22 protein-coding genes are annotated in these 24,770 nt (G+C 68.2%); 9 read left to right on the top strand and 13 right to left on the bottom strand.

All coding sequences use genetic code 11. From position 1 onward, the window contains the following. Positions 1-80: 80 nt before the first annotated feature. Positions 81-3,056, bottom strand: coding sequence for an SNF2-related protein (locus ABZ348_RS20105; RefSeq protein WP_358934830.1), 2,976 nt, complete (start codon positions 3,054-3,056; stop codon positions 81-83). 435 nt (positions 3,057-3,491) lie between these two features. Here ABZ348_RS20105 and ABZ348_RS20100 point away from each other — a divergent pair, with 435 nt between their 5' ends. Both ABZ348_RS20100 and ABZ348_RS20095 read left to right on the top strand, forming a co-directional pair. Next, entirely contained in the window at positions 3,492-4,616 is a 1,125-nt protein-coding gene (locus ABZ348_RS20100; RefSeq protein WP_358934829.1) for an acyl-CoA desaturase, read from the top strand. 129 nt (positions 4,617-4,745) lie between these two features. Beyond that, positions 4,746-4,925, top strand: a complete 180-nt coding sequence (locus tag ABZ348_RS20095) for a hypothetical protein (protein ID WP_358934827.1) — start codon at positions 4,746-4,748, stop codon at positions 4,923-4,925. A 101-nt stretch (positions 4,926-5,026) separates the two neighbouring features. Here ABZ348_RS20095 and ABZ348_RS20090 read toward each other — a convergent pair whose 3' ends face one another. From ABZ348_RS20090 to ABZ348_RS20075, 4 genes are all read right to left on the bottom strand, one after another. After that, complete coding sequence (locus ABZ348_RS20090; protein WP_358934825.1) at positions 5,027-5,830, bottom strand: hypothetical protein; 804 nt, start codon at positions 5,828-5,830, stop codon at positions 5,027-5,029. Positions 5,831-5,980: 150 nt separating this feature from the next. After that, entirely contained in the window at positions 5,981-6,322 is a 342-nt protein-coding gene (locus ABZ348_RS20085; protein WP_358934823.1) for a hypothetical protein, read from the bottom strand. Positions 6,323-6,434: 112 nt separating this feature from the next. Beyond that, positions 6,435-7,061 carry a class I SAM-dependent methyltransferase gene (locus ABZ348_RS20080; protein WP_358934821.1) on the bottom strand — a complete coding sequence of 209 codons (627 nt, stop codon included), beginning with the start codon at positions 7,059-7,061 and terminating at the stop codon, positions 6,435-6,437. Between the two features lie 271 nt (positions 7,062-7,332). After that, positions 7,333-7,908 (bottom strand): GNAT family N-acetyltransferase, encoded by a 576-nt coding sequence (locus ABZ348_RS20075; RefSeq protein WP_358934820.1) that lies wholly within the window; start codon positions 7,906-7,908, stop codon positions 7,333-7,335. A 946-nt stretch (positions 7,909-8,854) separates the two neighbouring features. Between ABZ348_RS20075 and ABZ348_RS20070 the strand changes: the two genes are divergently transcribed. Both ABZ348_RS20070 and ABZ348_RS20065 read left to right on the top strand, forming a co-directional pair. Beyond that, positions 8,855-9,259 (top strand): roadblock/LC7 domain-containing protein, encoded by a 405-nt coding sequence (locus ABZ348_RS20070; RefSeq protein ID WP_358934819.1) that lies wholly within the window; start codon positions 8,855-8,857, stop codon positions 9,257-9,259. A 223-nt stretch (positions 9,260-9,482) separates the two neighbouring features. Then, positions 9,483-10,550 (top strand): DUF6397 family protein, encoded by a 1,068-nt coding sequence (locus ABZ348_RS20065; protein WP_358934818.1) that lies wholly within the window; start codon positions 9,483-9,485, stop codon positions 10,548-10,550. Between the two features lie 77 nt (positions 10,551-10,627). On the opposite strand, the gene ABZ348_RS20060 is transcribed toward ABZ348_RS20065, so the two are convergent. Next, on the bottom strand, positions 10,628-10,918 hold the full coding sequence (locus ABZ348_RS20060) for a hypothetical protein (RefSeq protein WP_358934817.1): 291 nt from the start codon (positions 10,916-10,918) through the stop codon (positions 10,628-10,630). A gap of 488 nt (positions 10,919-11,406) precedes the next feature. On the opposite strand from ABZ348_RS20060, the gene tdh reads away from it, so the two are divergent. From tdh to ABZ348_RS20045, 3 genes are all read left to right on the top strand, one after another. Further along, on the top strand, positions 11,407-12,435 hold the full coding sequence (tdh, locus tag ABZ348_RS20055) for an L-threonine 3-dehydrogenase (protein WP_358934815.1): 1,029 nt from the start codon (positions 11,407-11,409) through the stop codon (positions 12,433-12,435). A gap of 144 nt (positions 12,436-12,579) precedes the next feature. Next, complete coding sequence (locus ABZ348_RS20050) at positions 12,580-13,794, top strand: glycine C-acetyltransferase (RefSeq protein ID WP_358934813.1); 1,215 nt, start codon at positions 12,580-12,582, stop codon at positions 13,792-13,794. Between the two features lie 71 nt (positions 13,795-13,865). Next, positions 13,866-14,780: a LysR family transcriptional regulator gene (locus tag ABZ348_RS20045; RefSeq protein ID WP_358934812.1), complete on the top strand. Its 915-nt coding sequence runs from the start codon at positions 13,866-13,868 to the stop codon at positions 14,778-14,780. A 152-nt stretch (positions 14,781-14,932) separates the two neighbouring features. Here ABZ348_RS20045 and ABZ348_RS20040 read toward each other — a convergent pair whose 3' ends face one another. Continuing rightward, complete coding sequence (locus ABZ348_RS20040) at positions 14,933-17,134, bottom strand: regulator (protein ID WP_358934810.1); 2,202 nt, start codon at positions 17,132-17,134, stop codon at positions 14,933-14,935. 30 nt (positions 17,135-17,164) lie between these two features. After that, positions 17,165-17,677 (bottom strand): SRPBCC family protein, encoded by a 513-nt coding sequence (locus tag ABZ348_RS20035; protein WP_358934808.1) that lies wholly within the window; start codon positions 17,675-17,677, stop codon positions 17,165-17,167. A 516-nt stretch (positions 17,678-18,193) separates the two neighbouring features. On the opposite strand from ABZ348_RS20035, the gene ABZ348_RS20030 reads away from it, so the two are divergent. Continuing rightward, positions 18,194-18,643 (top strand): SPW repeat protein, encoded by a 450-nt coding sequence (locus tag ABZ348_RS20030; RefSeq protein WP_358934806.1) that lies wholly within the window; start codon positions 18,194-18,196, stop codon positions 18,641-18,643. A gap of 241 nt (positions 18,644-18,884) precedes the next feature. Here the strand turns inward: ABZ348_RS20030 and ABZ348_RS20025 are convergent, their stop codons facing one another. Further along, positions 18,885-19,331 (bottom strand): SRPBCC family protein, encoded by a 447-nt coding sequence (locus ABZ348_RS20025; protein WP_358934804.1) that lies wholly within the window; start codon positions 19,329-19,331, stop codon positions 18,885-18,887. Positions 19,332-19,562: 231 nt separating this feature from the next. On the opposite strand from ABZ348_RS20025, the gene ABZ348_RS20020 reads away from it, so the two are divergent. Next, complete coding sequence (locus ABZ348_RS20020) at positions 19,563-20,453, top strand: lytic polysaccharide monooxygenase (protein WP_358934802.1); 891 nt, start codon at positions 19,563-19,565, stop codon at positions 20,451-20,453. A gap of 270 nt (positions 20,454-20,723) precedes the next feature. On the opposite strand, the gene ABZ348_RS20015 is transcribed toward ABZ348_RS20020, so the two are convergent. The 4 genes from ABZ348_RS20015 to ABZ348_RS20000 form a co-directional block, all read right to left on the bottom strand. Continuing rightward, complete coding sequence (locus ABZ348_RS20015) at positions 20,724-21,455, bottom strand: DUF2470 domain-containing protein (RefSeq protein ID WP_358934800.1); 732 nt, start codon at positions 21,453-21,455, stop codon at positions 20,724-20,726. Positions 21,456-21,749: 294 nt separating this feature from the next. Beyond that, entirely contained in the window at positions 21,750-21,977 is a 228-nt protein-coding gene (locus ABZ348_RS20010; RefSeq protein WP_358934798.1) for a DUF6296 family protein, read from the bottom strand. Positions 21,978-22,145: 168 nt separating this feature from the next. Beyond that, positions 22,146-23,258: a serine hydrolase domain-containing protein gene (locus tag ABZ348_RS20005; RefSeq protein WP_358934796.1), complete on the bottom strand. Its 1,113-nt coding sequence runs from the start codon at positions 23,256-23,258 to the stop codon at positions 22,146-22,148. Between the two features lie 373 nt (positions 23,259-23,631). Beyond that, a complete protein-coding gene (locus ABZ348_RS20000; RefSeq protein WP_358934794.1) occupies positions 23,632-24,492 on the bottom strand; it encodes a (2Fe-2S)-binding protein in 861 nt (286 codons plus the stop codon). Positions 24,493-24,770: the final 278 nt, after the last annotated feature.

Raw genomic sequence — 24,770 nt, 5'->3', positions numbered from 1 at the left:
ACTGCTGTTGGTGCGGTCGGCGTCATCCGCGCCGTCGTTCGCCCCCGGTCCCAGACCGCCGTACGCGTCGTGACGGCGGTTCACCGTGATGTCCCCCCGTCCCTGCGGAGCCCCACCAACTCGGCCAACTCGGCATCGGTCAGCTCGGTCAGTGCCGCGTCACCGGAGCCCAGTACCGCATCGGCGAGCTCCTGCTTGCGCGCCAACATGTCGGCGATCCGATCCTCGATCGTGCCTTCGGAGATCAGCCGATGGACCTGCACGGGCTGCGTCTGGCCGATCCGGTACGCACGATCCGTGGCCTGGGCCTCGACGGCGGGGTTCCACCAACGGTCCACGTGGACCACATGACCGGAACGGGTGAGGTTCAGACCGGTGCCGGCCGCCTTCAGGGAGAGCAGGAAGACCGGGACCTCCCCGCTCTGGAAGCGCTCCACCATCGTCTCGCGCTCCATGACGGGCGTACCCCCGTGCAGGAACAGCGTCCGTACCCCGCGCGCCGAGAGGTGCCGCTCCAGCAGGCGTCCCATCTGCACGTACTGGGTGAAGACCAGGACGCTGCCGTCCTCGGCGACGATCGTGTCCAGAAGTTCGTCGAGCAGTTCCACCTTGCCCGAACGCCCCGTGATCCGCGGCTGTTCCTCCTTGAGGTACTGCGCGGGGTGATTGCAGATCTGCTTCAGCGAGGTGAGCAGCTTCACCACCAGACCGCGGCGTTCCATGCCGTCGGCCTCGGCGATCGCCGCCATCGTCTCGCGCACCACCGCCTCGTACAGACCGGCCTGCTCTGCGGTGAGCGTCACGGCACGGTCCGTTTCCGTCTTGGGCGGCAACTCCGGGGCGATTCCGGGATCGGACTTGCGCCGGCGCAGGAGGAAGGGCCGCACCAGCGCGGTCAGTTGTTCCGCCGCCGCCAGATCGCCCCCCTCGACGGCACGCGCATATCGGTTGCGGAAGGTACCGAGTCGACCCAGGAGCCCCGGAGTGGTCCAGTCGAGGATCGCCCACAGCTCCGACAGATTGTTCTCCACGGGGGTGCCGGTCAGGGCGATCCGCGACTTCGCGCCGATCGTGCGCAGTTGGCGCGCGGTCGCGGAGTAGGGATTCTTCACGTGCTGCGCCTCGTCGGTCACCACCATGCCCCAGCTGACGCCGCCCAACCGCTCGGCGTCCAGACGCATCGTTCCGTACGTGGTGAGAACGAACTCGCCGTCGCGCAGGTGCTCCAGGGTCCGGGCGGGGCCATGGAACCGACGTACCGGTGTGCCCGGAGCGAACTTCTCGATCTCCCGCTGCCAGTTCCCCAAGAGCGATGCGGGGCAGACCACCAGGGTCGGGCCGACTGTCGACTCATCGATCTGTCGGTGGAGATGCAGGGCGATCAGGGTGATGGTCTTGCCGAGGCCCATGTCGTCGGCGAGACAGCCGCCGAGACCGAGCGAGGTCATGCGGTGCAGCCAGTTCAATCCGCGCAACTGGTAGTCGCGCAGGGACGCGGCGAGTGCCGACGGCTGGCCGATCTCCTGGAGTCCGCCCTCCGGATCGGCGAGTCGATCGCGCAACCGGGCCACCCAGCCGACCGCCTCCACCTCGACCTTCCGACCGTCGATCTCCGTGCTGCCGGTGAGCACGGCACCGAGCGCATCGACCGGTGCCAAGGTGTGGTCCCGGCGATCGCGGGCACGGTGCACCTCGTCGGGGTCGACGAGCACCCACTGGTCGCGAAGGCGCACCAGCGGGCGGTTCGCCTCGGCGAGCCGATCCAGTTCCTCCGGCGTCAACTGCTGATCACCCAGCGCGAACCACCAGTTGAAGCTGAGCAGCGCATCGGCGGAGACGAACGAGTCGAGCCCCGAACGTTCGGCCGCCCGTCCCTCGGCGGCGCCGTCCATCGGTCCGATCACGGCGCGGGCGACGAGTCGCTGCGCCATGTCCTTGGGCCAGTGGACCTCCACCCCACAGCTGGCGAGGGCCCGCGTCGCGTCGCCGAGCAGTTCTCTGACCTCTTCCTCCGCGAGGGGGAGCTCATCGGGTACGGCGGCGTGCAGCAGCGGGGCCAACGGCGGCCATGCCCGGGCGGCGCGGCGCAGCGCGAGGAGGAGATCCATCCGGGCCCGGGGACCGAATGCCTCGCCGGGGCGATCGCCGCTCGCCCAGACGTCCGCTGCGTCCGCGACGATCGCGGGGTCGCTGGCGCTGTGCATCTGGAGAACGGCCTTCAGGGAGGGCGGGGAGGGCTCCTGCCCGCCCTCCCTGTGTGCCGGATCCGGATCCGGAGACGCGGATCCCTCGATCAACTCGATCCGCAGGGAGAGGCGTACGCCTGCGTCGTGGCCCGCGGCGATGTCCGCCGCCCATGCCCGCGCGCCTGGCAGGGTCTGGGGGGCGTCCGCGGCGAACGCCGGTGCGCCCGCTGCGATTTCTGCCGCGGGAGTGCGGGGCAGAACGTCCGCCACCGCGTCCAGGAACGATCGCAGCAGTCGTTCCGGTTCGGGCAGGAGTACGGGCTCACCCGCGTCGGCTGCCGGTGCCGGGAGCGGCACGGCGTGCGCGCTCGACGGCATGGCGGCGGCCAGGGCGCGGATGCGTTCCGTGTCCTCGGCCGTCAGGGGGCCGACCCGCCACGCGTCCCGATCGGTGGGCGTCAGCCCGGGGAGGAGCAGTCCCCTGGCGACGAGTTGGAGTGCGACGACGGCGGCCGATCCCCAAAACCGTGCGCTCGACGAAGCACCGGCGTCGCCCCTTGCCCTGGTCAGGACGTCGAGGGCTTCTCGCACGGGGAGCAGTAGGGCGGGGACGGTGTGCAGCCCGCTGTCCGCACAGACCACGGTGAGGTCGTCGACGGTCCCCGACGAGTCGGACCCGGGGACCCCGGGGGGCTCGGCGGACCAGAACGCGATACGGCCGGCACGGGGCGGGTCCGCCGGCAGGAACACTGCGGAGCGCGAGGCGAGCGCACCGTCCGGGCAGGCATCAGGGGCGCTCGGGAGGGACGGGGCTGGACCGACGGGTGGTTCAGCGGTCGGCGAGGGCGTTGCCGCAGGGGGCCTGTGCACAGCGATGACGCATTCCTCAAATTTGACTAGCTTCGACTGGGAGTCGCCGAGGGTACTCCATGCGCGGCGTTCACGGCGGGCGCGACGCTGTGATCCAGCCCACGTGAACCGGTTCGGCGGTCATGGGTGCACTCAACACCACCTCAGTGGGGGAGGGCCCGCCCCCGCACCGTACGGGGGATGGCGTCATGGTCACGGCCCACCCGCCTTGTCTACGTTTCCTCAGGTCAGCACAGGCACACCCGGGCCGCAACGCCCGCGACAACCGGAGACGACATGCCCCAGGCCAGGCCACGCGTGGACAGGGAACCCCTGTCCGCCGCACCGCCGACAGCGAACGGCGAGACCTGGGAGCCCTCAGCGCCGCACTCGGGGCGGGTGTCCGAAGACCAGCAACCCCCTCGCGACAGATCAGAGACGGCCCTGTGGAGCACGATGAAGGCGCCGAAGCCCCGTACGCCCGTTCCTCCGGCACGCAGCCCCAGCGAGTTCACCCCGCTGTTGCGCACGGTGAAGGAACAGGGACTCCTGGAGCACCGCGCCGGCTGGTACGCGGGAAGCATCCTTCTCAACCTGCTCGGTCTGGCCGGAACCGTCGTCGGCACGGCGGTCCTCGGAGGCTCCTGGTGGGTCCTGCTCCTCGCCCCGCTCCTGGCCGTGCTCTCCGCCAGAACCGGTTTCCTCGCCCATGACGCGGGCCACGCACAGATCTCCAGAGACCGCCGCACCAACAGGCTCATCCAGCTCTTCCACGGCAATGTGCTGCTGGGGATGAGCCAGCAGTGGTGGAACGACAAGCACCAGCGCCATCACGCCCACCCCAACGACGTCGACAGGGACCCGGACGTCGCCGCGGACGTCCTGGTCTTCACCCCGTGGCAAGCCGGGACCAGGTCGGGGTTTCACGGTTGGCTCACCCGCCACCAGGCGTGGCTGTTCTTCCCGCTGACCACCCTGGAGGGGATGGCGCTCAAGGTCTACGGCCTGCGGGCGGTCCTCTCCCCGAACCGCCTCGGTGGCTCACCCCGCTCTCGCACCGTCCGTGCCACGGAGGGCCTCCTCCTCGTCGTCCACCTCGTGGGCTACGCGGTCCTGCTCCTGGCCACGATGCCGATCGGCCAAGCCCTCCTCTTCGCCCTGATCCACCAACTGCTGCTCGGGCTCCATCTGGGCATGGCCTTCGCGCCGAACCACAAGGGGATGCCCATGCCCGACGAGGAGGAAGCCCGTAGTTGGGGACACCTTCGTCGACAGGTCCTCACCTCGCGCAACGTCCACGGCGGACCGGTCACCGACTGGATGCTGGGCGGCCTGAACTACCAGATCGAACATCATCTGTTCCCGAGCATGCCCCGACCGCACCTGAGGCTCGCCCGACCTCTCGTACGCGCCCACTGCCGCGGGCTGGGCATCACCTACACGGAGAGCGGACTCATCGACTCCTACCGGCAGGCGCTCACCCATCTGCGCGACGTGGGCGAACCCCTGCGGAACGCCGGTAAAGCCGGTAAAGCCGGTAAAGCCGGTAAAGCCGGTAAAGCCGGTAAAAGGGGAGAGTAGGGAGGAGGGCCACCCGAATCCGGTACTCCGGGGCAGACGGGGGAGCCCGAGTCCGTACGGAACCACCCGGGGAGCCCGTACGTTGTTCCCTTCAGATGTCGGGGCAAGGCCGTGCAAGGAGGCATTGACGTGTCAACGAGGACAAAGGTCGTCATCGCAGGAGTGGCCGTGGCTCTGCTTCTGAGCCCGCTGCTCGGCTGGTACTCACTCCTGGTCGTGCTCGGGGTGCCGGCTCTGGCCTATCTGATGCTCGACCCCAGCCAGCGCCGCAGGCTGCGCAGGGTCAGCCGCAAGGAAATCGGCCGCTGACCGGGCGGCGGATGCGCACATCACCTGGCTCGCGTCCGGTCCACCGGGCGGGTGGGGTGGGACCCTGCTGCGCCGCCCGGCCGCCCGGCTGACCCGTTTCCTCAGCCCGGCCGTACGGCCATCTTGTCGAGGGCTGTGAGCAGTTCGGGCAACTCTTCGCCCCGACGCACCGGGAGCACCTCGTGCGGCTCCTCGTCCAGGAGGAAGAACGCCATGTCGTCGGTCCGGGCGACCATGGACCAACCCGGGCCGTCGGCGCGCAGCGTCCGGGCGCCGCCCGGGGCGAAGGTGGATCGCACCCGTCCGACCGGCGGAGGGAACTCCAGATAGCTCCTGGCCTGGTCCATGGCCTGACGTAGCCCCGGGTGTACACCCTGTGTCCGATCTGCGGTCGTTCGCGGCGTGGGCAGTGTCTGCTCGTCCTCGATCTGCTGTCGCCACTGTGACCACTGGAGCGCGATCTCGTCCGCACCCAGCCGGCGCTGCGCGGGGCCCCACTCCTCGGGGCTCGGCGGCGCCAGTGGCGGCACGCTGCCCTCCTCCGGCTCCGGGTCGTGCGGTTCCGGCACCCCGGGCGCCGCGACGGCCACGGACAGGGGCCAACCGGGCAGTGCGGTCACCACGGTGCGATCGTGGGGAGAGAGGTCGTACTCCATCCCGCAGTCCCACGAGGCGATGGCCACGGCGACGAGCGGTACATCGTCGACGACCACGGTCCAGCGGGAGCCCTCGTAGTCCTGGCCGATCACCAGCCCGTAGCCGTCCGCGTACGGCTGAACACCCAGAGCGGCGCACGCGGCGGGGAAATCGTCGCCGAGCACGCTGGGAAACTGCGCCGGGGTCAAGAGCACCGCGGTCAGTACGTACAGCGCGTCATCATCGACGGAGACTTCCGTCTCGGCCATGATGCCTCCTCGCCCGGATCGTTCCTACCCGATGGTTCGTCGGCGCACCCTAACCAGTGGGTAACCCGGCCGTCGAGTGTTCTTCCGACGGCCCCGTTGCCTTCGCGGTGGCCGTCGCGGGACCCCGCCCGACGCAGAGCAGGTCGGCCCTCAGGCGGCAGGGAGCCCCAACAGGCTCCGCGCCACCGTCTGAGGGGACTCGTCCCGCTCCCGGGCGAGGGCTATGACTGCCCGACAGGCCAACTCGTTGATGCCGAACGAGAGCGCCTCGGGGGACACCCAGGTCACCGCCTCGTCCATCTGCACCTGGTCGTCCTCTGCGCATCCGGACACATAGGAGGCCGCCGCCTCGAAGAGGTTGTGCTGCGGTGAGCGGACGGGAGCCGCCGGAGTCTTCTGCTGCCGATGGACGAAGAGCCTGCGGAGTCTGCTGAACACCCGGACCACCTTCCCCAGCGGCGACGGGGCGTCGCCGATCCTTGTACTCTGCATGCCCGTCAGGTGCCGCCTTTAGAGCTGTTGCGGCAACCCCGTGATCTGGGGAGATCCGGGTGCGGGGAGAGAGCCGTAGGTGCTGCGGCCAGCTCCCGGTGCAGCCGTCCGTCTACTTGTCCGTCTGCTCGGCCTTCCGTACGGCGAGGACGAGAAAGCGCTGGTCCCGGTCCTCGTAGGACGTCATCGTCCATCCCGACCCGGTCAGCAGGGCATCGAGTCGGGGTTCGGCACGCAGATCGTCGTCAGCCAGTTGCCTTCCCTGCCGGCTGGCGAGCGCGGCGCGGCCCACGGGGTGGAAGAGGGCCAGTCGTCCCCCGCTGCGCACCACTCTCGCCAACTCTCGCAGTGCGGAACCCGGATGGTGCAGATGGCTGATGAGTCCGGCGGCGAACACCGCGTCGAGAGAGATGTCGGCCAGGGGCAGTCGACTGACGTCGGCCAGCAGGAGCGAGCCGTGCTCCGTACGCCCCTGGGCCGTGGCCTGCGCGAGCATGGCGGGTGTGAGATCGGCGCCTACGACGGTGCCCCCGAGTCCGACGGCGGACCGCAGGGCCGGGAGAGCCCGCCCGGTGCCGCATCCCGCGTCGAGAACCGTGCCACCGGGCGGCAGTTCCAGTGAGGCCACTGCTGCTGCGTAAGCGGGTCCGTCGTCCGGGAAGCGCGCGTCCCAGTCGGCAGCGCGGGAGCTGAAGAACTCCGTGACGGATCGTTGGTCGTCCTTCGGGTCGACTGACATGAGCGGCAGAATTCCTTTCACGGATGTGATCGCAACGGGTGAGCCGAGGGTCGTGATGAAGTGATCATCCCCGAAGCAGCGATCCGTGTGGCGTCGTCGCTCCGCCGTGCGGAGCATTCGGCGAGACCTTTTGAATCACCCGGTATCTGGGAGTGCTGGTCTGAAGTGCGGTGCCGATCGTGGTGTGTCTTCTTGAGCGCACGAGGAACCCTATGGGTTCACCATGTGGCGGATTGCAGAGGGTCTATCGAGGACGAAGGGAAGCAGTCGTTCAGAGCGCCTTCTCGGAATTTCGCGCCCTCCACTGACTTCTCGTCAATTCATAGTGGACATCGCCGAACTCTGCCCCCTCGATGTAGTCGGGCCATTCGTCGAAGGCGGTCCTTACATGAGTGAGACCCGACTTCTCCATCACTCGACGCGAACGATGGTTGACCGCCATGGCGTTCGCGATGACCGACTGCACACCCCAATCGCAAAAACCTTTGCGGATCAAAGCCAACGCGCATTCGGTGGCATAGCCCCTTCCCCAGGCGGCTTTGGCGAGTCGATAGCCGAGCTCCACCACGCTGGTGTTGGTGTCGGCAACAGGTCGGAACTCTATCCATCCGATGAACTCCCCGCTCACCGACTCACAGACGGCCCAGTAGTCCGGTCGACCCGTACCGGGGTGGGGTCGGATGAACCGCTGTAGGCCGTGCTTCCGCAGGTGGTCGCGGGTAGGAGGCGGTCCGTGGTCGAGGAAGCGCATGACCTCAGGATCACCGTCGAGGCTCAGCAGTCGGTCCAAGTCCGATTCATCGAAGGCGCGGAGGGCCAGGCGCTCGGTGGTGAGGGGAATGGACATGGTTCATTCTCTGCCTCGCCGACGCGCCGCCCCAAGGGGTTTTGTCTGCAAGCCCGCTGCGGTTGTCCGAACCGTCGCCTCAGGATCGATTGAGTCGCAACTTCCATTGCACGGTCGGCACAGGGCCTTCTACGTCGAATGAAAGGCTGGAGGCAGGGATCTGCTCGGATCGAGATCTGTTCCTGGCCGAGTTCCGGATCTTCACCGCCTCTGCACGTCAAGTCCCTGCACGGGCGGGAGTCGTGATGGTCAGGCCAGACTTGGACGAGGGGCCGGAGAAGCCGGGTCGTTGTGGTGGCCATGTGTGCACCTTCCCGGGATCAACCGCGGCCCGCGGAGCCCGAGGGGCCAGCGACGGGCCGGGAGCCGCCCGGCCGTGCGAATCGGGGGAGGAGATCGGTCGGCGAGCGCGTTCAGAACCTGCCATGAAGCGACTCGTGGAGCATTCGGTGATGCGGCATTTCAGGCATGGACCGTCAGATGTGCGTGGCGGTTCTAAGGTGAACGCAATCGCGCCGATGGCCGCGGGGAATCCATTGTTGCCGCGGGGCATAGGAACCCCCTGGGTGTCGAATCGGGCGATCCATGGAGGGAGGTGGAATGGGCGATCGAGAGCGACCTGCAAGACGATTCCCTCGCCATGGTCTCCTGTCTCATGGGTCACATCCCTCACGCATCATGACGGTTCATTCCCGATGCGTTCGTTGAGGGGAGTCATCCCCCGGGTGCTCCATCGGCGCCGAAGGTGAAGCGGAGCGCTCACGCAAACGAGGCGATCCGGGCGGGAATCAGTGGCGGATGGCCCCGGCACAGCCGCCTGAATATGCCGACTGAATGTACACAGTGACGTTCCTCGATTCGGTGCGCAAGTTACACCTTGCCCTGTCGTCCCGTGTACGAAAGGCTTACGCGCACACGGGGAACATATGAGCGGGGAGGGACCACCATGCCGCTGGACAAGGGACTTGACTGGCTGCTCGACGATCTGACCAAGCGGATCGAGCACATCAGGCATGCACTGGTGCTATCCAACGATGGCCTGGTGACCGGGGCTAGCACGGAGTTGGCGCGTGAAGACGCCGAGCACCTGGCGGCCGTCTCGTCGGGGCTGCACTCCCTGGCTCGCGGCTCGGGACGCCACTTTCGCGCGGGTAGGGCTCGTCAGACCATGGTCGAGTTCGACGAAGCGCTGCTGTTTGTGACGGCTGCGGGGGAGGGCAGTTGCCTCTGTGTGCTGAGTGAGGCGGAAGCCGATGTCGGGCAGATAGCGTACGAGATGACCCTCCTGGTCAACCGGGTGGGTGAACACCTGAGCGTTGAGGCACGACAACCAGGGGTGCATAGCTCCTGACCTGTAGCAACGCCTGTCGGTTCGGCGGAGCGACATCACGGCCCGGGAGGTACGGGCGAGCGCCCCAGGAGGTACGGGCGAGGTTATCCACAGGCTCGGACGGGCGGCGCGCATCCTGGCTATGGTCAAGACCGAGAGCTTGCGACTCACGGGGGAGACCAGCATGGAGCGTTACGCATCACCCGTTCAACCAGCCGCCACCGTAAGGTCGAACCACGGTTCGATGGACTTATCCGCTCGGGACCGACCCGGGGGTGTGATCGCGTTCGACCGTGCCGCTGCCCTGTTGGAGCTGAGGCGCTACGAACTTGAGTTGGCCGTTCAGCTCGGATACGTCCGTGCCTCGTGCGCATCGGTGGGTCGCCGTCGGGGTTTTGCACCTGAAGAGCTCGATCGGTTACGTGACGGCGTGGGGCTCCTGGCCCTACGGGAGCGCGTGCGGACCGTCGGCACGGTGGAGGGCGCTCGGCTGCTCTCCATCAGCCCCGCGCGCTTCGCCCGGCTCGCCCGCACCGGACATTTGGTCCCGGTCCGGTTCTCCCTCAACCGATACCGCACGGTGGTCTGGCTCTACCTCGTTGAGGAAGTGAAGGACTTCGCCAGGGACCACCCGGCGCTCCTTCGTGGCAGAACACCGCCGGAGCTGCGGTCCATGCTGGAGTCCGGGGAGGACCGACGCCCTCGCAATTGGCGGGGCCGACGGCTCGGGCTGTTGCTCAGGGGCACCGACGATCCATGGCGGCGGGCTGCGATCATCAGCTCCGCACTCGACGAGAGCGTTCTGGCAGAGATGGTCCCCGACCCGGCCGAGCGGACTCGTCTGCACCGGTTGAGGCCCGGGTCCGCCGCCGGCCGGTCAAGGAGCACCGCGGCTCAGGAGGTGGTCGGGCGGCTGGCGCGCGCCGTACCTCCGGACGAGATCCAGTGGCACCGCACACACCTGGCCCAAGCGCTGCGGGAAGCGCGGGAGGCAGATTCGGGGGAGGCCGTCGAGCGCCCTTCATCGCCGACCGCCGAACCAGGGGGCAACGATTCCATGGCCCTCGGAGACGGGCTGATGACTGTGGGCGATCAGCAAGAGGCGTCGCTGGTGATACCCACCGACCGTGATCCACGGCGATCACCCGGCGGACGGTTCGGGCCCGAACTCCGGCTGGTTCGTGAACCGGGCGCCGATCCCATGAGGGACCGGTCGCTTCTCACCGGACGCCACGCAGTCCATCGCGCGACTCGAAGCCCGCGTCCTCGACGGGTGGGCTCGTCGGGCATCTCTATTCTTCCCACCCGATGACGGCGCGATGCGCGGCCCACTCGCGGCGCTCCACAGAGCGGGGGCATGTGCGCGTGTCACTCAACCCCGTGATGTCGCTAAACCGTGTGATGGGGAATGGGCGGTACCGCGGCACCGCCCCCGAGCGCGACCGCCTGCACCACCGCTTGATGGAGCGCGCGACTGTCCTCCTCGGACTCACAGGGCAGGGGGCTGCCGGCCATGGTGAACCAGTCGGAAGCTCCGCTGTACTGCACCGCCACGCGAGCCTCATCGCCGGCCCAGGTCGTATGCACGGTCAGGTCACCGGTCAGAATGCCCACCTCCTGGGTGAGCACTCCACCACGCCCGGAATACACCCCCGTGGTCGTCCACGATGCCCAGCTCATCCTCCCAGGCTCGCACTGCGGAGCCGGATACGCGACTGATGTGCGGCACAAATCGAAAATGCTCGCTTTCTATCGCTTGAGGAACGGGTGGGGTGCTCCGGCTCTCCGTGTTGCGGGGTACCGCGGACAGTTCGCACGGTGACCAAGGGGATGTGAACCATTGCCCTGGGTGACTCTCGACTGTGCGGTGTGCGGGCCCCGGGATGGGGCTGGACCGATGGCCGGGCGGCCGGCCGGCTGTCTGCGTTCTGAGCTCCGACCACGGTGCGCGGGCACGCTCGGATTTCTCGACATGCCGTGGCTGCCCACTGACGTGTGAAGCTCTGCTGTTGCCCTGCTTAAGAAAACCTCGCTGGACTCCAGCCGCTGACCTGGGCAGATTTGGTGCCGATCACCAGGAAGCACGGTCTGGCGTTCGTTCGGTTCCAGCTGGCTTCTCTCCGCACCACTGTCCTGCCGTATCGGTACCACCGTCTGGAGCCGCAGTCATGAAGGCACTCGTCAAGCAGCGTGCGGAGCCCGGGCTGTGGCTCATGGACGTCCCGGAGCCGGAGACCGGACCCGGTGACGTTCTGATCAGGGTGCTCAGGACCGGGATCTGCGGAACCGATCTGCACATCCGATCCTGGGACACCTGGGCCCGGCAGGCCGTCCAAACTCCCAGGGTGTTGGGCCATGAGTTCGTGGGCGAGGTTGCGGCAGTCGGCCCCGACGTCCGGGACATCGCGGTGGGCGACACGGTGAGTGGCGAGGGGCACCTGGTCTGCGGCAGGTGCCGCAACTGCCTTGCCGGCCGTCGGCATCTGTGTCGCAGCACCGTGGGGCTTGGTGTGGGACGCGACGGTGCGTTCGCCGAGTACGTGGCCCTGCCCGCGTCCAATGTCTGGGTGCACCGCACCGAGGTGGACCTGGATATCGCCGCGATCTTCGACCCCTTCGGTAACGCGGTGCACACGGCGCTGAGCTTTCCCCTCGTCGGGGAGGACGTACTGATCACCGGAGCAGGCCCGATCGGGATCATGGCCGCTGCCGTCGCGCGACACGCCGGAGCGCGCAATGTGGTGATCACCGACGTCAGCGAGTCCCGTCTGGAACTGGCGCGCAAGGCGGGGGCGACCCTCGCACTGAACGTGATGGATCACGGTATTGCGGAGGCCCAACGACTGCTCGGGCTGAAAGAGGGCTTCGACATCGGTCTTGAGATGTCCGGCCGCCCCTCCGCCATGCGCGACATGGTGGACAACATGACGCACGGCGGCCGAATAGCCATGCTGGGGCTGCCGGCGGACGAGTTCGCCGTCGACTGGTCGAAGATCGTCACCTCCATGATCACCGTCAAGGGCATCTACGGGCGCGAGATGTACGAGACGTGGTACGCGATGACCGTCCTGCTCGAAGCCGGGCTCGACCTCAGCCCCGTGATCACCGGCAGCTATGACTACCGGGACCACGAGGCCGCCTTCGACGAGGCGGCGACAGCCCGCAGCGGGAAGATCATCCTCAACTGGGCGGCATAGCCCCACCGGGACCCCGGGCCGGCTCCGCCGTGACCTCGTACGCCCTTCCGCCCGATCGCCCCGTCGATGACCAGAGGCGCGCACGCCCCGGCACACGACGTGGCCCCACCCCACCCCTCCGCCACCCCGACAGGGAGCCTTGCGATGTACGAGTCCGTCCGCGACCAACTCCGCACCACCCTGGAGGAGATCCGCGACGCGGGTCTCCACAAGCCCGAACGGGTCATCGGCACCCCCCAGGGCGCCACGGTCTCGGTCGCCTCCGGCGAGGTGCTCAACTTCTGCGCCAACAACTACCTCGGACTCGCCGACCACCCGGAGGTCGTCGCCGCCGCCCAGGAGGCCCTGGACCGCTGGGGCTACGGCATGGCCTCCGTCCGGTTCATCTGCGGCACGCAGGACGTCCACAAGGAACTGGAGGCCAGACTTTCGACCTTCCTCGGGCAGGAGGACACGATCCTCTACTCGTCCTGTTTCGACGCCAACGGAGGCGTCTTCGAGACCTTGCTCGGCCCCGAGGACGCCGTCATCTCCGACGCCCTCAACCACGCGTCCATCATCGACGGCATCCGACTGTCCAAGGCACGCCGCCATCGCTACGCCAACCGCGATCTGGACGATCTGGAGCAACAGCTCAAGGACACCCAGGACGCCCGCCGCAGACTCGTCGTCACCGACGGGGTCTTCTCGATGGACGGCTATGTCGCGCCCCTGCGCGAGATCTGCGACCTCGCCGACCGCTATGACGCCATGGTGATGGTCGACGACTCCCACGCCGTGGGCTTCGTCGGCCCCACGGGGCGCGGTACGCCCGAGTTGGCGGGGGTCATGGACCGGATCGACATCATCACGGGCACGCTTGGCAAGGCCCTCGGAGGGGCGTCCGGTGGTTATGTCGCCGCGCGCAAGGAGATCGTGGCCCTGCTGCGCCAGCGTTCGCGCCCCTATCTCTTCTCGAACTCCCTCGCCCCCGTGATCGCCGCCGCCTCCCTCAAGGTGCTCGACCTCCTGGAGTCGGCCGGGGACCTGCGGTCCGATCTGAACCGGAACACCGCCCTGTTCCGTACGGCGATGACCGATGCGGGGTTCCATGTGCTCCCCGGCGATCACCCCATCGCACCCGTCATGATCGGGGATGCAGCCGAGGCCGGTCGGATGGCCGAGCTGCTCCTTGAACGCGGCGTCTACGTCATCGGCTTCTCCTACCCGGTCGTTCCCCTGGGACAGGCCAGGATCAGGGTCCAGCTATCGGCCGCCCACTCCACCGCCGACGTACAGCGCGTGGTCGCCGCCTTCATCGACGCCCGAGCCGCGATGACAGGACAGGACGGGGCCGCGCACGGCGGTACGGGGGAGTAGCGCATGGCCCTCCGCTCTGCCGCGCCGGGCCCGGGCGGGGCGCATTTCGCTCCGGCTGACAGGATGGCCGAATGATCGACCCCCGGCGGCTGCGCATACTCCGGGCCGTCGCGGACCACCGTACGGTGACCGCAGCGGCCTCCGCGCTCTATCTGACCCCGTCCGCCGTCTCCCAGCAGCTCAACGCCCTGGAGCAGGAGACCGGCCACTCCTTGGTGATCCGCAGCGGTAAAGGGGCCCGCCTGACCGCGGCCGGGGAGATCCTGCTCGACCACACACATGCCGTCCTCGCCCAGTTGGAGCGGGCCGAAGCAGAGCTCGCCGCCTATGCGGGAGGTGCCGCCGGCGAGGTCACCATGGCTGCGTTCGCGACGGGGATAGCGGAGGTGGTGGCGCCCGCACTCGGCCTGCTCGGCGCGACCCACGGCGACATCAGGGTCCGGGTCAGGGACGCCGAAGGGGACGAGAGCCTGCCGCTGGTGCTCGACGGCGAGGCGGACATCGCCGTCGCGGTGGAGTACCGAGGGGCGCCCGGCGCGGACGATCCACGGCTGTCCCGGGTACCGCTCTACGCGGAGCCCTTCGACGCCGTCCTCCATGCCGGTCACCCCTTTGCCGCGGAGCGGGACATCGCCCTCTCCGACCTGTCCGACGACGACTGGATCGGCCCCTACCCGGGCAACCCCTGCCACGACATGGTGCTCCTCGCTTGTGAGCTGGCCGGCTTTCCGCCCCGGCTGTTGCACTCATCGGATGACTTCCGAGCCGTGGTGGCGCTCGCCGGAGCGGGTGCGGGGGTCGCTCTGGTGCCGCGTTCTGCCCTGCGGGGGATGGAGCTCGGGGAGGTCGTCGTCCGTCCGGTCTCCGGTCCGGCCGCCAGACGGCGGGTGTTCGCCGCCGTGCGCCGGGGAGCCGAGTCGCACCCGCTCATCAGCCCGGTGCTTCAGACCCTGGTCACGTCGGCGGCAGGACTGTCCGCCGACTGACACCGTGACTGCTATCGAGCGCTATCGAGCGGGTGTCCGGGATCCTGTCGACACGCCCCGCTGGGGCCGTCCGGCAACCAGTGCGGCAGCGGTGGCCCTGGCGACCGGACGCAGCGGCTGCGCCGTTGCGTCCGGGTCCCTGGTCCCCGCCCTCACGGGGGATTCGGCCCGGGCCCGGCCAGTGGCACCAGCGCCTCCTTGAGACCGGTGGCGAGATCCATGCTCGCGCCCCGGTGGAAGGCGGCGACATAGGTCGAGTCCCCCGCGTGAGCCCGGGCCGCCTGCTCGCACTCGTCGCGCACGGCGCGGAGTTCGGGAGTGCCCCGTTGAGGGTGTCCGACCGTGCTCCAGAACGCTTGGCCCGTGCCGTAGACGAGTCCTGCCCGCTCACCGTCACCGCCCGCGGCCAGCGCAGCGGCCAGGAGGTCCAATCCGAGGGCGATGCCGAAGCTGTCGCCGATCCCCTGCTTGCCAGCCAGCATCGCCCGCGCGTGCTCGGCGGCGCCGAGCGGGTCGCCGGAGAACAGGGCGATCAGGCTGAGTTGGTAGTCGAGATACGCGAGCGTCCACGACTCGCCCCGATCGACACAACCCCGCCGTAGTGCGACGGCCTTCTCCCGGGCCTGAGCCAGTTCGCCGAGCCCGGTGAGGGCGAACACCTGAACCAGATGGCAGCGCAGGCTGTTCGGCGAGTCGAAGGGCTCTCCTCCCGCCGTGTCCAACGCATGTCCCGCCAGTACGTCGGCCGTGAGCGGTCGCCCCGTGAGCAGGGCGATCAGCCCGCCGATGTAGGCAGCGGCCAGCACCCCTTCAAAGCCGTACCCCCGCGCCGCGTCCAGCCGTGCGGCGGTGGTGCATGCGTCACTCACGCGACGGGCCGTCGCGTAGTCGCCCTGGAGGGTCGCGGCGAACCCCAACGCCCACAACCCTTGCGTCCGGTCGGGCCCTGGGACCTGATGGACGGCCAACGCCTGTTCGAGGTAGTCGCGCGCTTCGTGCAGATGGCCGCAACAACTCCAGAAGAACCCCACCCGACCGGCCAGGCGTACGGCGCGAGCGGGGGAGTGGATCAGGAAGTGGTCGACGGCGGTGACGAGATCGGTGTGGACCTCGCCGAGCGTGCGGTACCAGTGGGCCTGTTCGGGTCCGAGCCATCGCTCGTGCGCCTCGTCGGCGACGCTGAGGAAGTGATCGGCGTGACGCTGCGCCGTCGCTGCCTCCTCCCCGAGTGCACGGAGCCAGGAGGCGCCGTACTCCCTGATGGTGTCCAGCATCCGGTACCGCAGTCCACCGCCCCTCGGTCCGCGGATCACCGTGACCACGGAAGCCGCGACCAAACCGTCGAGGAGGAGGCCCACCTCGCCGACGTCGACGGGGCCACCCGTGCACACCGCCCGGACGGATTCCTCGTCGAAGTCACCGCGGAAGACGGTCAGCCGGGCCCAGAGCATTCGTTCGCGGGGCGAGCACAGCTCGTGGCTCCAGCCGATCGTGGTGCGCATGGTGCGGTGGCGCTCCGGTCGGACCCGAGCGCTCTCCTCGGCCTTCAGCACGTCGAAGCGCGAGGTGAGGCGCTCGGAGATGTCCTCGACGCTGGTGCGGGCGGCCTGTGCCGCCGCCAGTTCCAGGGCGAGAGGGATGCCTTCGAGGCGCCGGCAGATCCGGGCGACCGTGGATCCGTCGGGAGTGGGCCCGGCCCGATGAGTACTGCCGTACGGCCCGGTGTCCGTCCGATCACTCGGCCCGCCCTCGTCATCCGAACGAGGGGGCGCGCCTCCCACCGTGATGCCCTTGCCCGGTTCCGGGACGGTCGCTGTGACCATGCGCTGGTGGAACAACTCGATGGCGTCCGGTCCTTCGGGCGACAGGGGGACGAGTTCGATCACGTGCTCGTTCGCCATGTCGAGGGGCCGTCTGCTCGTGGTGAGGACCGTCAGTTCGGGGGCCGCGGTCAACAGGTCGCCCAGGAGCACCCGAGAGGAGGCGAGGAGATGTTCACAGGAATCGAGCACCAGGAGGAGCCGTTTGGCGCCCAACCATTCGCAGAGCGCGTCGACGGGCATCCGGGGGGTGTGGTCGGAGAGGTCGCAGGCGTCCGAGACGGTCGCCAGCAGCAGCCTGTCCCCGTGCAGGGGCGCCAGTTCGGCCCAAGCCACACCATGGGGGAACAACCCGACCGCTTGACGAGCGGCGCGCAGGGCGAGTCGTGACTTGCCCACGCCACCGCTCCCGACGAGCGTGGTGAGTCGGTGGTGCGCAAGAGCTCGTTCTAGTCGGGCCAACTCCCGGTTACGTCCGACGAAACTGGTGGATTCTTCGGGGAGGCTTCCCAACACCTGCCCAGTCTTGCGCATGCGGCGGGCTCCCGGAGACCATCGCGGTCGTTAGGGCGCGGCCGGGGCCGACTCCATGGCCTTCTTCAGCCGGTCGAGGGTCCGTCGGATGTTCCCGCGCTGGAACTCCGCGAACGTGTGTCCTTTCGTGGCCAACTTGTCGAAGGCATTGGCGAAGGCGTCGGGCCAGGTCCTACGGTCATCCCGCCAGGTCTCCGTCACCCGGGTGCCGCCGTCGACCGCTTCGAACCTGTACTCCCAGGTGGCTATCCGCCCCCGGAGCAGAGGCCGGCGCCGACCGATGGCGTGGACCCTGAAGGCGAACCGCTCTCCGCGGTCGGCGGCCACGACCGTGCAGCGGGTGGTCCAACGAAACGGCCCGCGCTTGTTGTGCCCCTCGAACTGCATTCCCACAAATGCGTCCTGGTTGCCGTGACGCACGGTCGCCCCGAGGTTCTCCGGGCTCCATCGTCCCATCAACGTCGGATTGCTGACCTGGTCGTAGATCACGGAGGGGGCGGCCTGGATGACGATGCTGTCCGAGACCGCCAAGGTGCGTTGCATGGTGTGTGACTCCGATCCGAGAAGGTGTCAGTGCGTGTCGGGCCCTTGCCCACAGTTGTCACGATCATGCCGATGACGGGGCGCTGTGCCAACGGTCCGGCCGCCCGCACGGAACACGGGCCGTACGCGCGATCGGCCCGGGCGTCGTCGGGGCCTGGGACGAACGGGTTGGTCACGAGTACATCTCCCGTAGCTCCTCGTTGTCCGCATGTCGACATGGGAACGCATGTGCGGATTTCGCGGAGGCCCTGCGGTCGAGTCGATGGTACGGCGCACGTAGCAGTTGTCCGGGCGGTCTTGCCAGGTTGCGCGAATCTGTTGGGTCTGCGGGTTTTCTGTCCCGACACAGGTGTCCATCGCTCCGCTTTGCGTGCGGGCATTCGACCGTCGAGCGCGTAGCGGAATCTGATACTCCGGATCTCTATCGATAAGGAAGAGATAAGAGCAGAATGAAAGGGAGTGCTGCTTCAGCACGCACGCGGTCAGACGTTCAGCGCACTGAAGGAGGCGAGTCGTATGGCCGGCGTCTCACACAGGGAAGACCTCGCGGGGCACCCTGACATCACGGAAATGCGGGACCGGTACGCCCAGGTACTCGGAGGGCGTGACGTCGCCCTGGTGGACGGCCCGGTGTTCTTGGTCGGTCTGGCGTGTGCGATCTCCCCATGGGTCGTTCACTTCTCGGCCAATCAGCCAGCCCTGGCAACGCACAACTTGATCATGGGCATCGCGATCGCCGTGCTCGCACTGGGGTTCACCGTCACCCCTCAGCGGATGTACGGCCTGAGCGGAGCCATGTGCGCCATGGGTGTGTGGCTGGTTATCGCACCCTGGATCGTGGGTAGCAGCCCGGACGCAGGGGTCATCTGGACCAACGTCGTCCTCGGAGCCCTCACGTTCGTTCTGGGGCTGGTGTGCACGGCCGCGACGATCAGAAGTGGCCGAAGTGGTCGCTCGTCCGTTTGAACGGCGATGCGCCGACAGGGTGAGTAGGCGAGAAGGGACGAGTTCCCTGCTCCACTCCGGTGCATGAGGTAGAGGTCGGTCCGTCATCTGGCGGACCGACCCTACGCCATTCAACTAAGTCGTCTTGTCCAGAGTCTGGCGTTCTGCCTGATTCATCATGGTCATCGACTTGATCGCCAAACCCCCCATTTTTCTTCGTCGTTTCGCAAGTGCGAACAGCGGGATCGCTGGCGTCAACCGTCTACGAGGCCTCGACGGCGGCCTTGATCCGACGCCCGAAGGCATCGCTGTCCTTCCGGGCCGCGCTCAGTGCCAGCCGTACCAACGCCTTGCCGACGCCGCGCCCTTCGAGCTGGTTGAAGATACGCACCCGAGTGCCGCCCGAACCAGTGGTTTCCAGGTCATAGCCGCCCTCTTTGGCGATGACGAGGTTCTTCGAGGTCTCCGCCCATCGAATGCGCGTCGGAGCCTCGAACGCGGTGATGCGGAACTGCCGTTCCGTCGTGAGCCCCGCGTCCTTGACCGTGCTCGCGTAGACAGTGCCCACCCCCGTCGGGCCCTCCGTCGTCTTCGCGATCCTGATCACTCGCGGGCTGAACTTCGTGTCGTTCTCGCCGTTCGCGAGGAAGGCGAAGACCTCCTCGATGGGGCGCTGAATCTCTACGATCGCCTCGAACTGGCCTGACATGGCTCCTCCACTGACTGGCGTCGATGCGTGCACGGACACTGACAGGGAAAACGGTGGTTCTTTCTCTGACCAGGGCATTGCGGGCAGCCCTTCCGCCCAGCAGGATTCTCCCACCGGTGTGCCGACCGTCGCCGCTACCGAGGCTGCCCGTCCGCTAGTGGAGTGAACACTCCGCCGGGCCTGCCCGTATAAGACGGCAAGCCGCCGGGTTGACAAGGAGGTCTACCGAAAATGATCGTCCCACGCACCGCTGCCGCCGTCGTGCTGCGATTCGTCGCTGTCGGTGCCGTACCGGTGCTGCTCGTCACTACGGCCCAAGGGACCGCACAGGCCCATGGGGCACCCACTGACCCTGCGAGCCGGGTGGCCGCATGTGGGCCGGATGGTCCGCACCACAAGACGGAGGCGTGCCGAGCCGCCGTCGCCGCGAACGGGGGCGTGGCGTTCGACGCCTGGGACAACATACGCGTGGCGGACGTCAAGGGCCGTGACCGCGAGGTCATCCCTGATGGAGAGTTGTGCAGCGCAGGGCTGGCGGAGTTCAAGGGTTTGGACATCGCCCGGGACGACTGGCCGACCACCCAACTGACGGCGGGGGGCGACCTCACCGTCACCTACCGTTCGACCATCCAACACAAGGGCACGTTCGAACTCTTCCTCACCAAGGAGGGGTACAAGCCGAACGAGAAGCTGCGCTGGGCCGATCTGGAGACCGAGCCCTTCGCCACGGTCGAGCACCCCGAGTTCCAGAGCGGCGCGTATCGCATCCAGGCCAAGCTGCCCGAAGGGCTCTCGGGCCAGCACGTCATGTACACGGTCTGGCGGAACACCGACTCCACCGACACGTACTACCACTGTTCCGACGTCGTGCTCGCGACTGAAATCCCCGGCGAGTCGCGTCGCTTGGGCGTCCTCGGCAGACCGAGCACCCCCAAGGTGTCGGAGGCGCCGCTGGCCGGCGTCAACAGCTCACCGGATGCGAACCAGTCGGCTTCCGGCTCGGGCGACAACTCGATGAAGATCGTGGGCGGTGGCCTCGCGGCCCTCGCTCTGCTCGCCCTGGGAACCCTGGTGACGCTGCGGCCCCCGCGCGTCGACAACAGTCGGCATCGTCGTGACTGAGTCGACCACCCGGGTGAATCGCCCGGCCGGTACTCCCTTCCGCGGGTTCGCCGTCAATCCGCGGGCGGGGGAGCGGCACCGGGCGTAGGTCCTGCCGAGGAAGCCGCTCGGCCGGTGCCGCCGGTGCGCCAGGACCTCGAACCACTCGCCCGGTTCGGGGTCCTGGCCGCGTCTGCGTGTTCCGTCTGCCTGTCCTGCCCAGGCACGCACTCCCGCCGAGGGGGGTACCAGACCCGTTCTCCGGGCGGACCGTCACCTTGAAGACACTCGCTAGGAGTCGCTCAGGAGCCAGCTCCGCGAGGTGCGGTGGCGCGCCATGTTGAGGAGGGAATGGATCCGCACGCCGGCCTGGTCGACTTCCTTGACCGGCGCAGGGAACGGTAGGCGGGCGTCCGCGTAGGTGTCCGCGTACTCCAATCGCAGCGTGATTCCGTAGCGGTCGATGGCTACGGGGAGCGCGCGTCGGGCGCCCAGCGTCAGCCGTGGCTTTACCAGGCGCAGAAGCAGGTCGACGATGTCCCCGTGGTCGTCGAGGAGATGGGTGAGCATGCCGGCCTCGCACGTGGCCAGGGGATCGGTGTCCGCTTCCATGAGCTCGTCGAGGCTGACCGTGATCCGCTCGCCGTCCCGTTCCAGCACCGCGTGGGCGAACTCCATGCACCGGCTGCCGCTGGGAGTCGAGTGGTCGGAGGAGTCCAGCATCCAGCCGGTGAGGACGACCCGGGCGCGTACGCGGTCGCGCACCGGGGTGGGGGCGACGTCGGTGAACTCCAGCCTGGCGCGCACCGGTCCGTCCGCGGTGGGGTCCGCGTCCCCTTCCCACCGGCGGGAGAGCGCCGGATGGAGATGGATGTGTTCGGCGACGCCCGCTCCGTCCAGTCTGGAGACCTCGGTGCGCCCTTCGTCGGTGACCACCGTCATCGAGTCGGCGGCTGTCAGGATCGACCGGATTCGTTCCGCGCTCGACGGCTGCGCGAGCGGGGCGGTGAACAGGCGGCGCATCCAGAACTCCACACATCGAGGGAACTTAGGTTTGCCTAACCTAAGCCCTCTTCCGTGTTGTCGCCAAGCCCGTGCAGCGTGTCGGGACTGCCGCCCCCCGCATCCGGTGCCTGCTTTTGCCCCCTCGGACCTGCGGAGCAACGGTGTCTGACGCATCCCCTCCCGCCGCGGTCGAGCCGTCGGAGGTCTGGGGCGATGCCCCGCGGGGACGGCCAGGTTTGCAGCGGACGGCCGATCCCGCGAGGCGACACGACGAGTCGAGAGGGTGGTAGCGCTACGAGGTCCCGGCCTACGTCACTCACCCAGCGGCCGGATCGACACCGGCATCCCTGGGGCCTGGTGGCCCCCGCTCGCCAACATGCGCACTTCACCCTGATCGCTGATTTCGGCGCGCACGATGCCGGTGTCGTCCTCGTAGACGGGGAAGCCGCCGGCGCCGGCCTTCTCCGTGCGTCGGACGATCACGACGTCGTCCTCGGCCGATGCCTGGAACACCAGCTCGTAGCTCTCCGCGTACTCCATGAGGGCCTCCTGACGGGCGCAGGGGCCGTTCGCCTCTTTCCATCGTGCCCCATGGGGGGCGCCTGCGCCCGATGGGATGACGCCGAGGCGCCCGAAGGTCACCCGGTGTGCATCCCCGGGCGCCGTGCACCCTCCGTCTCGGTCACGCGGCCCGTAGGGCGCCGGGGCTCACCGGTCCGTCCCGACCGAGTCCTGTACCAGCGCGGACAACTCCACGGCGGTCGAGAAGTCCTGGGTCAGACGGTTCTTGGTGAAGGCGAACGAGACGCCGGTGGCCGTGTCCCCGTAAGCGAAGGTCCCGCCGGCGCCGCCCATCGCAAACACGCTCGGGCTGTCGGCAGGACCCTGTGGCAGACCGATCGAGTACCCCAAGCCCCACGACGAATCCATGCCGAACACCTGGTCGGGTCCGCTGTAGGCCGTTGCGGTCACCTCGCGCAGCCGCTCGGGGGACAACAGCCGTACGCCCGAAACCTCGCCCAGTAGAGCCGCGTACATCCGGGCCATGGCGCGCGCCGACGTCTTGCCGCCCGCGGGGATGTCGGCGGCGAGCACATCGGTGCGATTGCCCAGTTCGGCCGTGGGGAAGAGGGAGACCGGCCCGGCCTTGAGCATCGGCAGATCGGGCGGCAGCGAGGCCATCATCTCGGATGCGCCCGGTACGTCCTCCAGCTGAGCGAGGCGTCCGTGCTCACTCACCGGCATCCCGAAGTAGAGCTCGTCGGCCACGCCGAGCGGCTCGGTGACTTCTTCGCGCAGCACCTGGGAGATCGGCTTTCCGGTCACCCGACGGACGATCTCTCCGATCAGATAGCCGAAGGTGTAGGCGTGGTAGCCCATCGCCGTACCCGGCTCCCACCACGGACGGGAGTCCGCGATGGTCGCGCAGATCGCGTCCCAGTCGCAGATGTCCTCGACGGTGGTGTCCAGCGGCAGCCCGGGCACCCCGGCCGTATGAGTCAGTACGTGTCGCACCGTCACCGCACCCTTGCCGTGCGCCGCGAACTCCGGCCAGAGCTCGGCGACGGGCGTGTCATAGGTGAACAGACCGCGCTCGACGAGGATGTGCGCCACCGTCGCCGTCGCCGCCTTGCCCATGGAGTAGGTGTAGAACACGGTCCCCGGCTCCACGACCCGACCGGTGTCCGGATCGGCGATGCCGGCGACGACGTCGGCCAACTGCTCGCCGTGGCGATAGACGGCGATCTGTAGACCGCGTTCCGTACCGGATTCCACCAGGCGGTCGGCCGCTTCCTGCAGTCTCTTCTGGATGTCGCTCATGGATGTCTCCTCATGGCGGGTGGTGCCCGGTTCGTCGGATCGCTTCGAAGGGTTGACGGACGCGCCGAGGAAAAGTCATCGGACGCGATCGTTCTTTCTTCGGTGGCTGCCTCGGACGGACGGGCGGGCGTCACCCGGGACCCAACAGGACGACGGTCGGACACCTTCCCAACCCCTCAGCAAAACACCAGTTTCCGCTCTCGGACGCTGCCGTGCGGAACTGCACCCGCCCGCTGCCCTCCGGTGACACACAGTCACCAGACGGGTCGTGGGGTGAGCTTGAGCGACGGCGACGATGAGCAGGAGCGTTCTCGACGGCGGCAGGGCACCGGCACCACGGTTCAACCCCGTGCGCGGGGTGTCGTGCCCACCCTCAGGAGGTGGTCTCTTCCAGACGTCGCAGCCGCTCCGCGTCACTGGTCCGCGGGCAGGTGGCGCATGCCTCGGCCGGCCGGATCGTGTAGTAGAGGCAGCACCCCATGCGCGTACGGGTGGGGTGCGACTGTCCGGCACTTCCCTGGAGCCTTCGGAAGGCGGCGCCGCCCAGGAACGGTCCGACGGGGCCCGGCAACACTTCACCGGCTTCGCGCACCCCGCGTTCCTCGTCGCCCATCATCCGTCCGAGGTACCAGATCCCCGACACGAGGTCGTCACCGACCATGCCCCACAGGCTTCGTGGCCCCCGCCGCAGCCGCGGGGCGATGGCCGAAAGTAGCGGTCGTACGTGATCGGCGACCGCCGTCCGCAGTTCGTCACGCAGGGCCGCTTCGGTCGCGACCACCTTGACCCCGGGCAGTCCTGACGCGGGGTCGTCCGGCAGACAGCAGAAACTACCCGGGACCACTGCGAGAGCATCACTCGTTCGACTGACGCGCACCGCGTCGGGTCGCAGCCGTGGCACCCGACGCTCCAAGTACCACGGTCCGCTGATCAGCAGGCAGGTCGACCACAGATAGCCGTGCAGCGCGCGGGACGCCACCACGTCGGGCCGGGCCAGGTGGTCGTGCCGTTCGTGGATGCGGCAGGCTTCGGCGTCGAGGAAGGCATCGAGCAGTTCGGGGCGGCAGGCCAACTCGGCGCCGTCGATCCAGCCCTGAGCGGCCGGTGTGTGGGGAGGGACGATCTCCACGTGCAGCGCCTCGCACAGGGCTGTGAGCCGCGCGTAGGAGGATGCCAGCAGAGTGGAGCAGCTGAGGGCAGCTCCGGCAGGCGCCAGCGCCGGGGCCAAAGTCACGGGTACTCCTCAAGGAGCGGGAACGAGCGAGAGGAAGGTAAGGCTCACCTTAACCTCATCACTCGTATGCGTTTGCCAACGGGTGCCGCAACACAGGGAATTGGCATTCTTAGGGATGCCTAACCTAAGCTCACCTCTGGTGATCCGGCCCGGTCAGGCCGCTGCGACCAGGGAGTTCTTCCATGGTCGGGGTGTCCGCCGACGGAATCGCTCCGGTGGTTTCCTGCCTGTTTACGGTCTGTCCCATGCCCAGCGAATGTGCGCGCGGAAGTATTTCA

It is taken from the genome of Streptomyces sp. NPDC005963, assembly GCF_040638655.1.
Taxonomy (GTDB): Bacteria; Actinomycetota; Actinomycetes; order Streptomycetales; family Streptomycetaceae; genus Streptomyces.
Note: the sequence above shows the minus strand (reverse complement) of the source record. Positions and strands in the feature narration are given on the sequence as shown.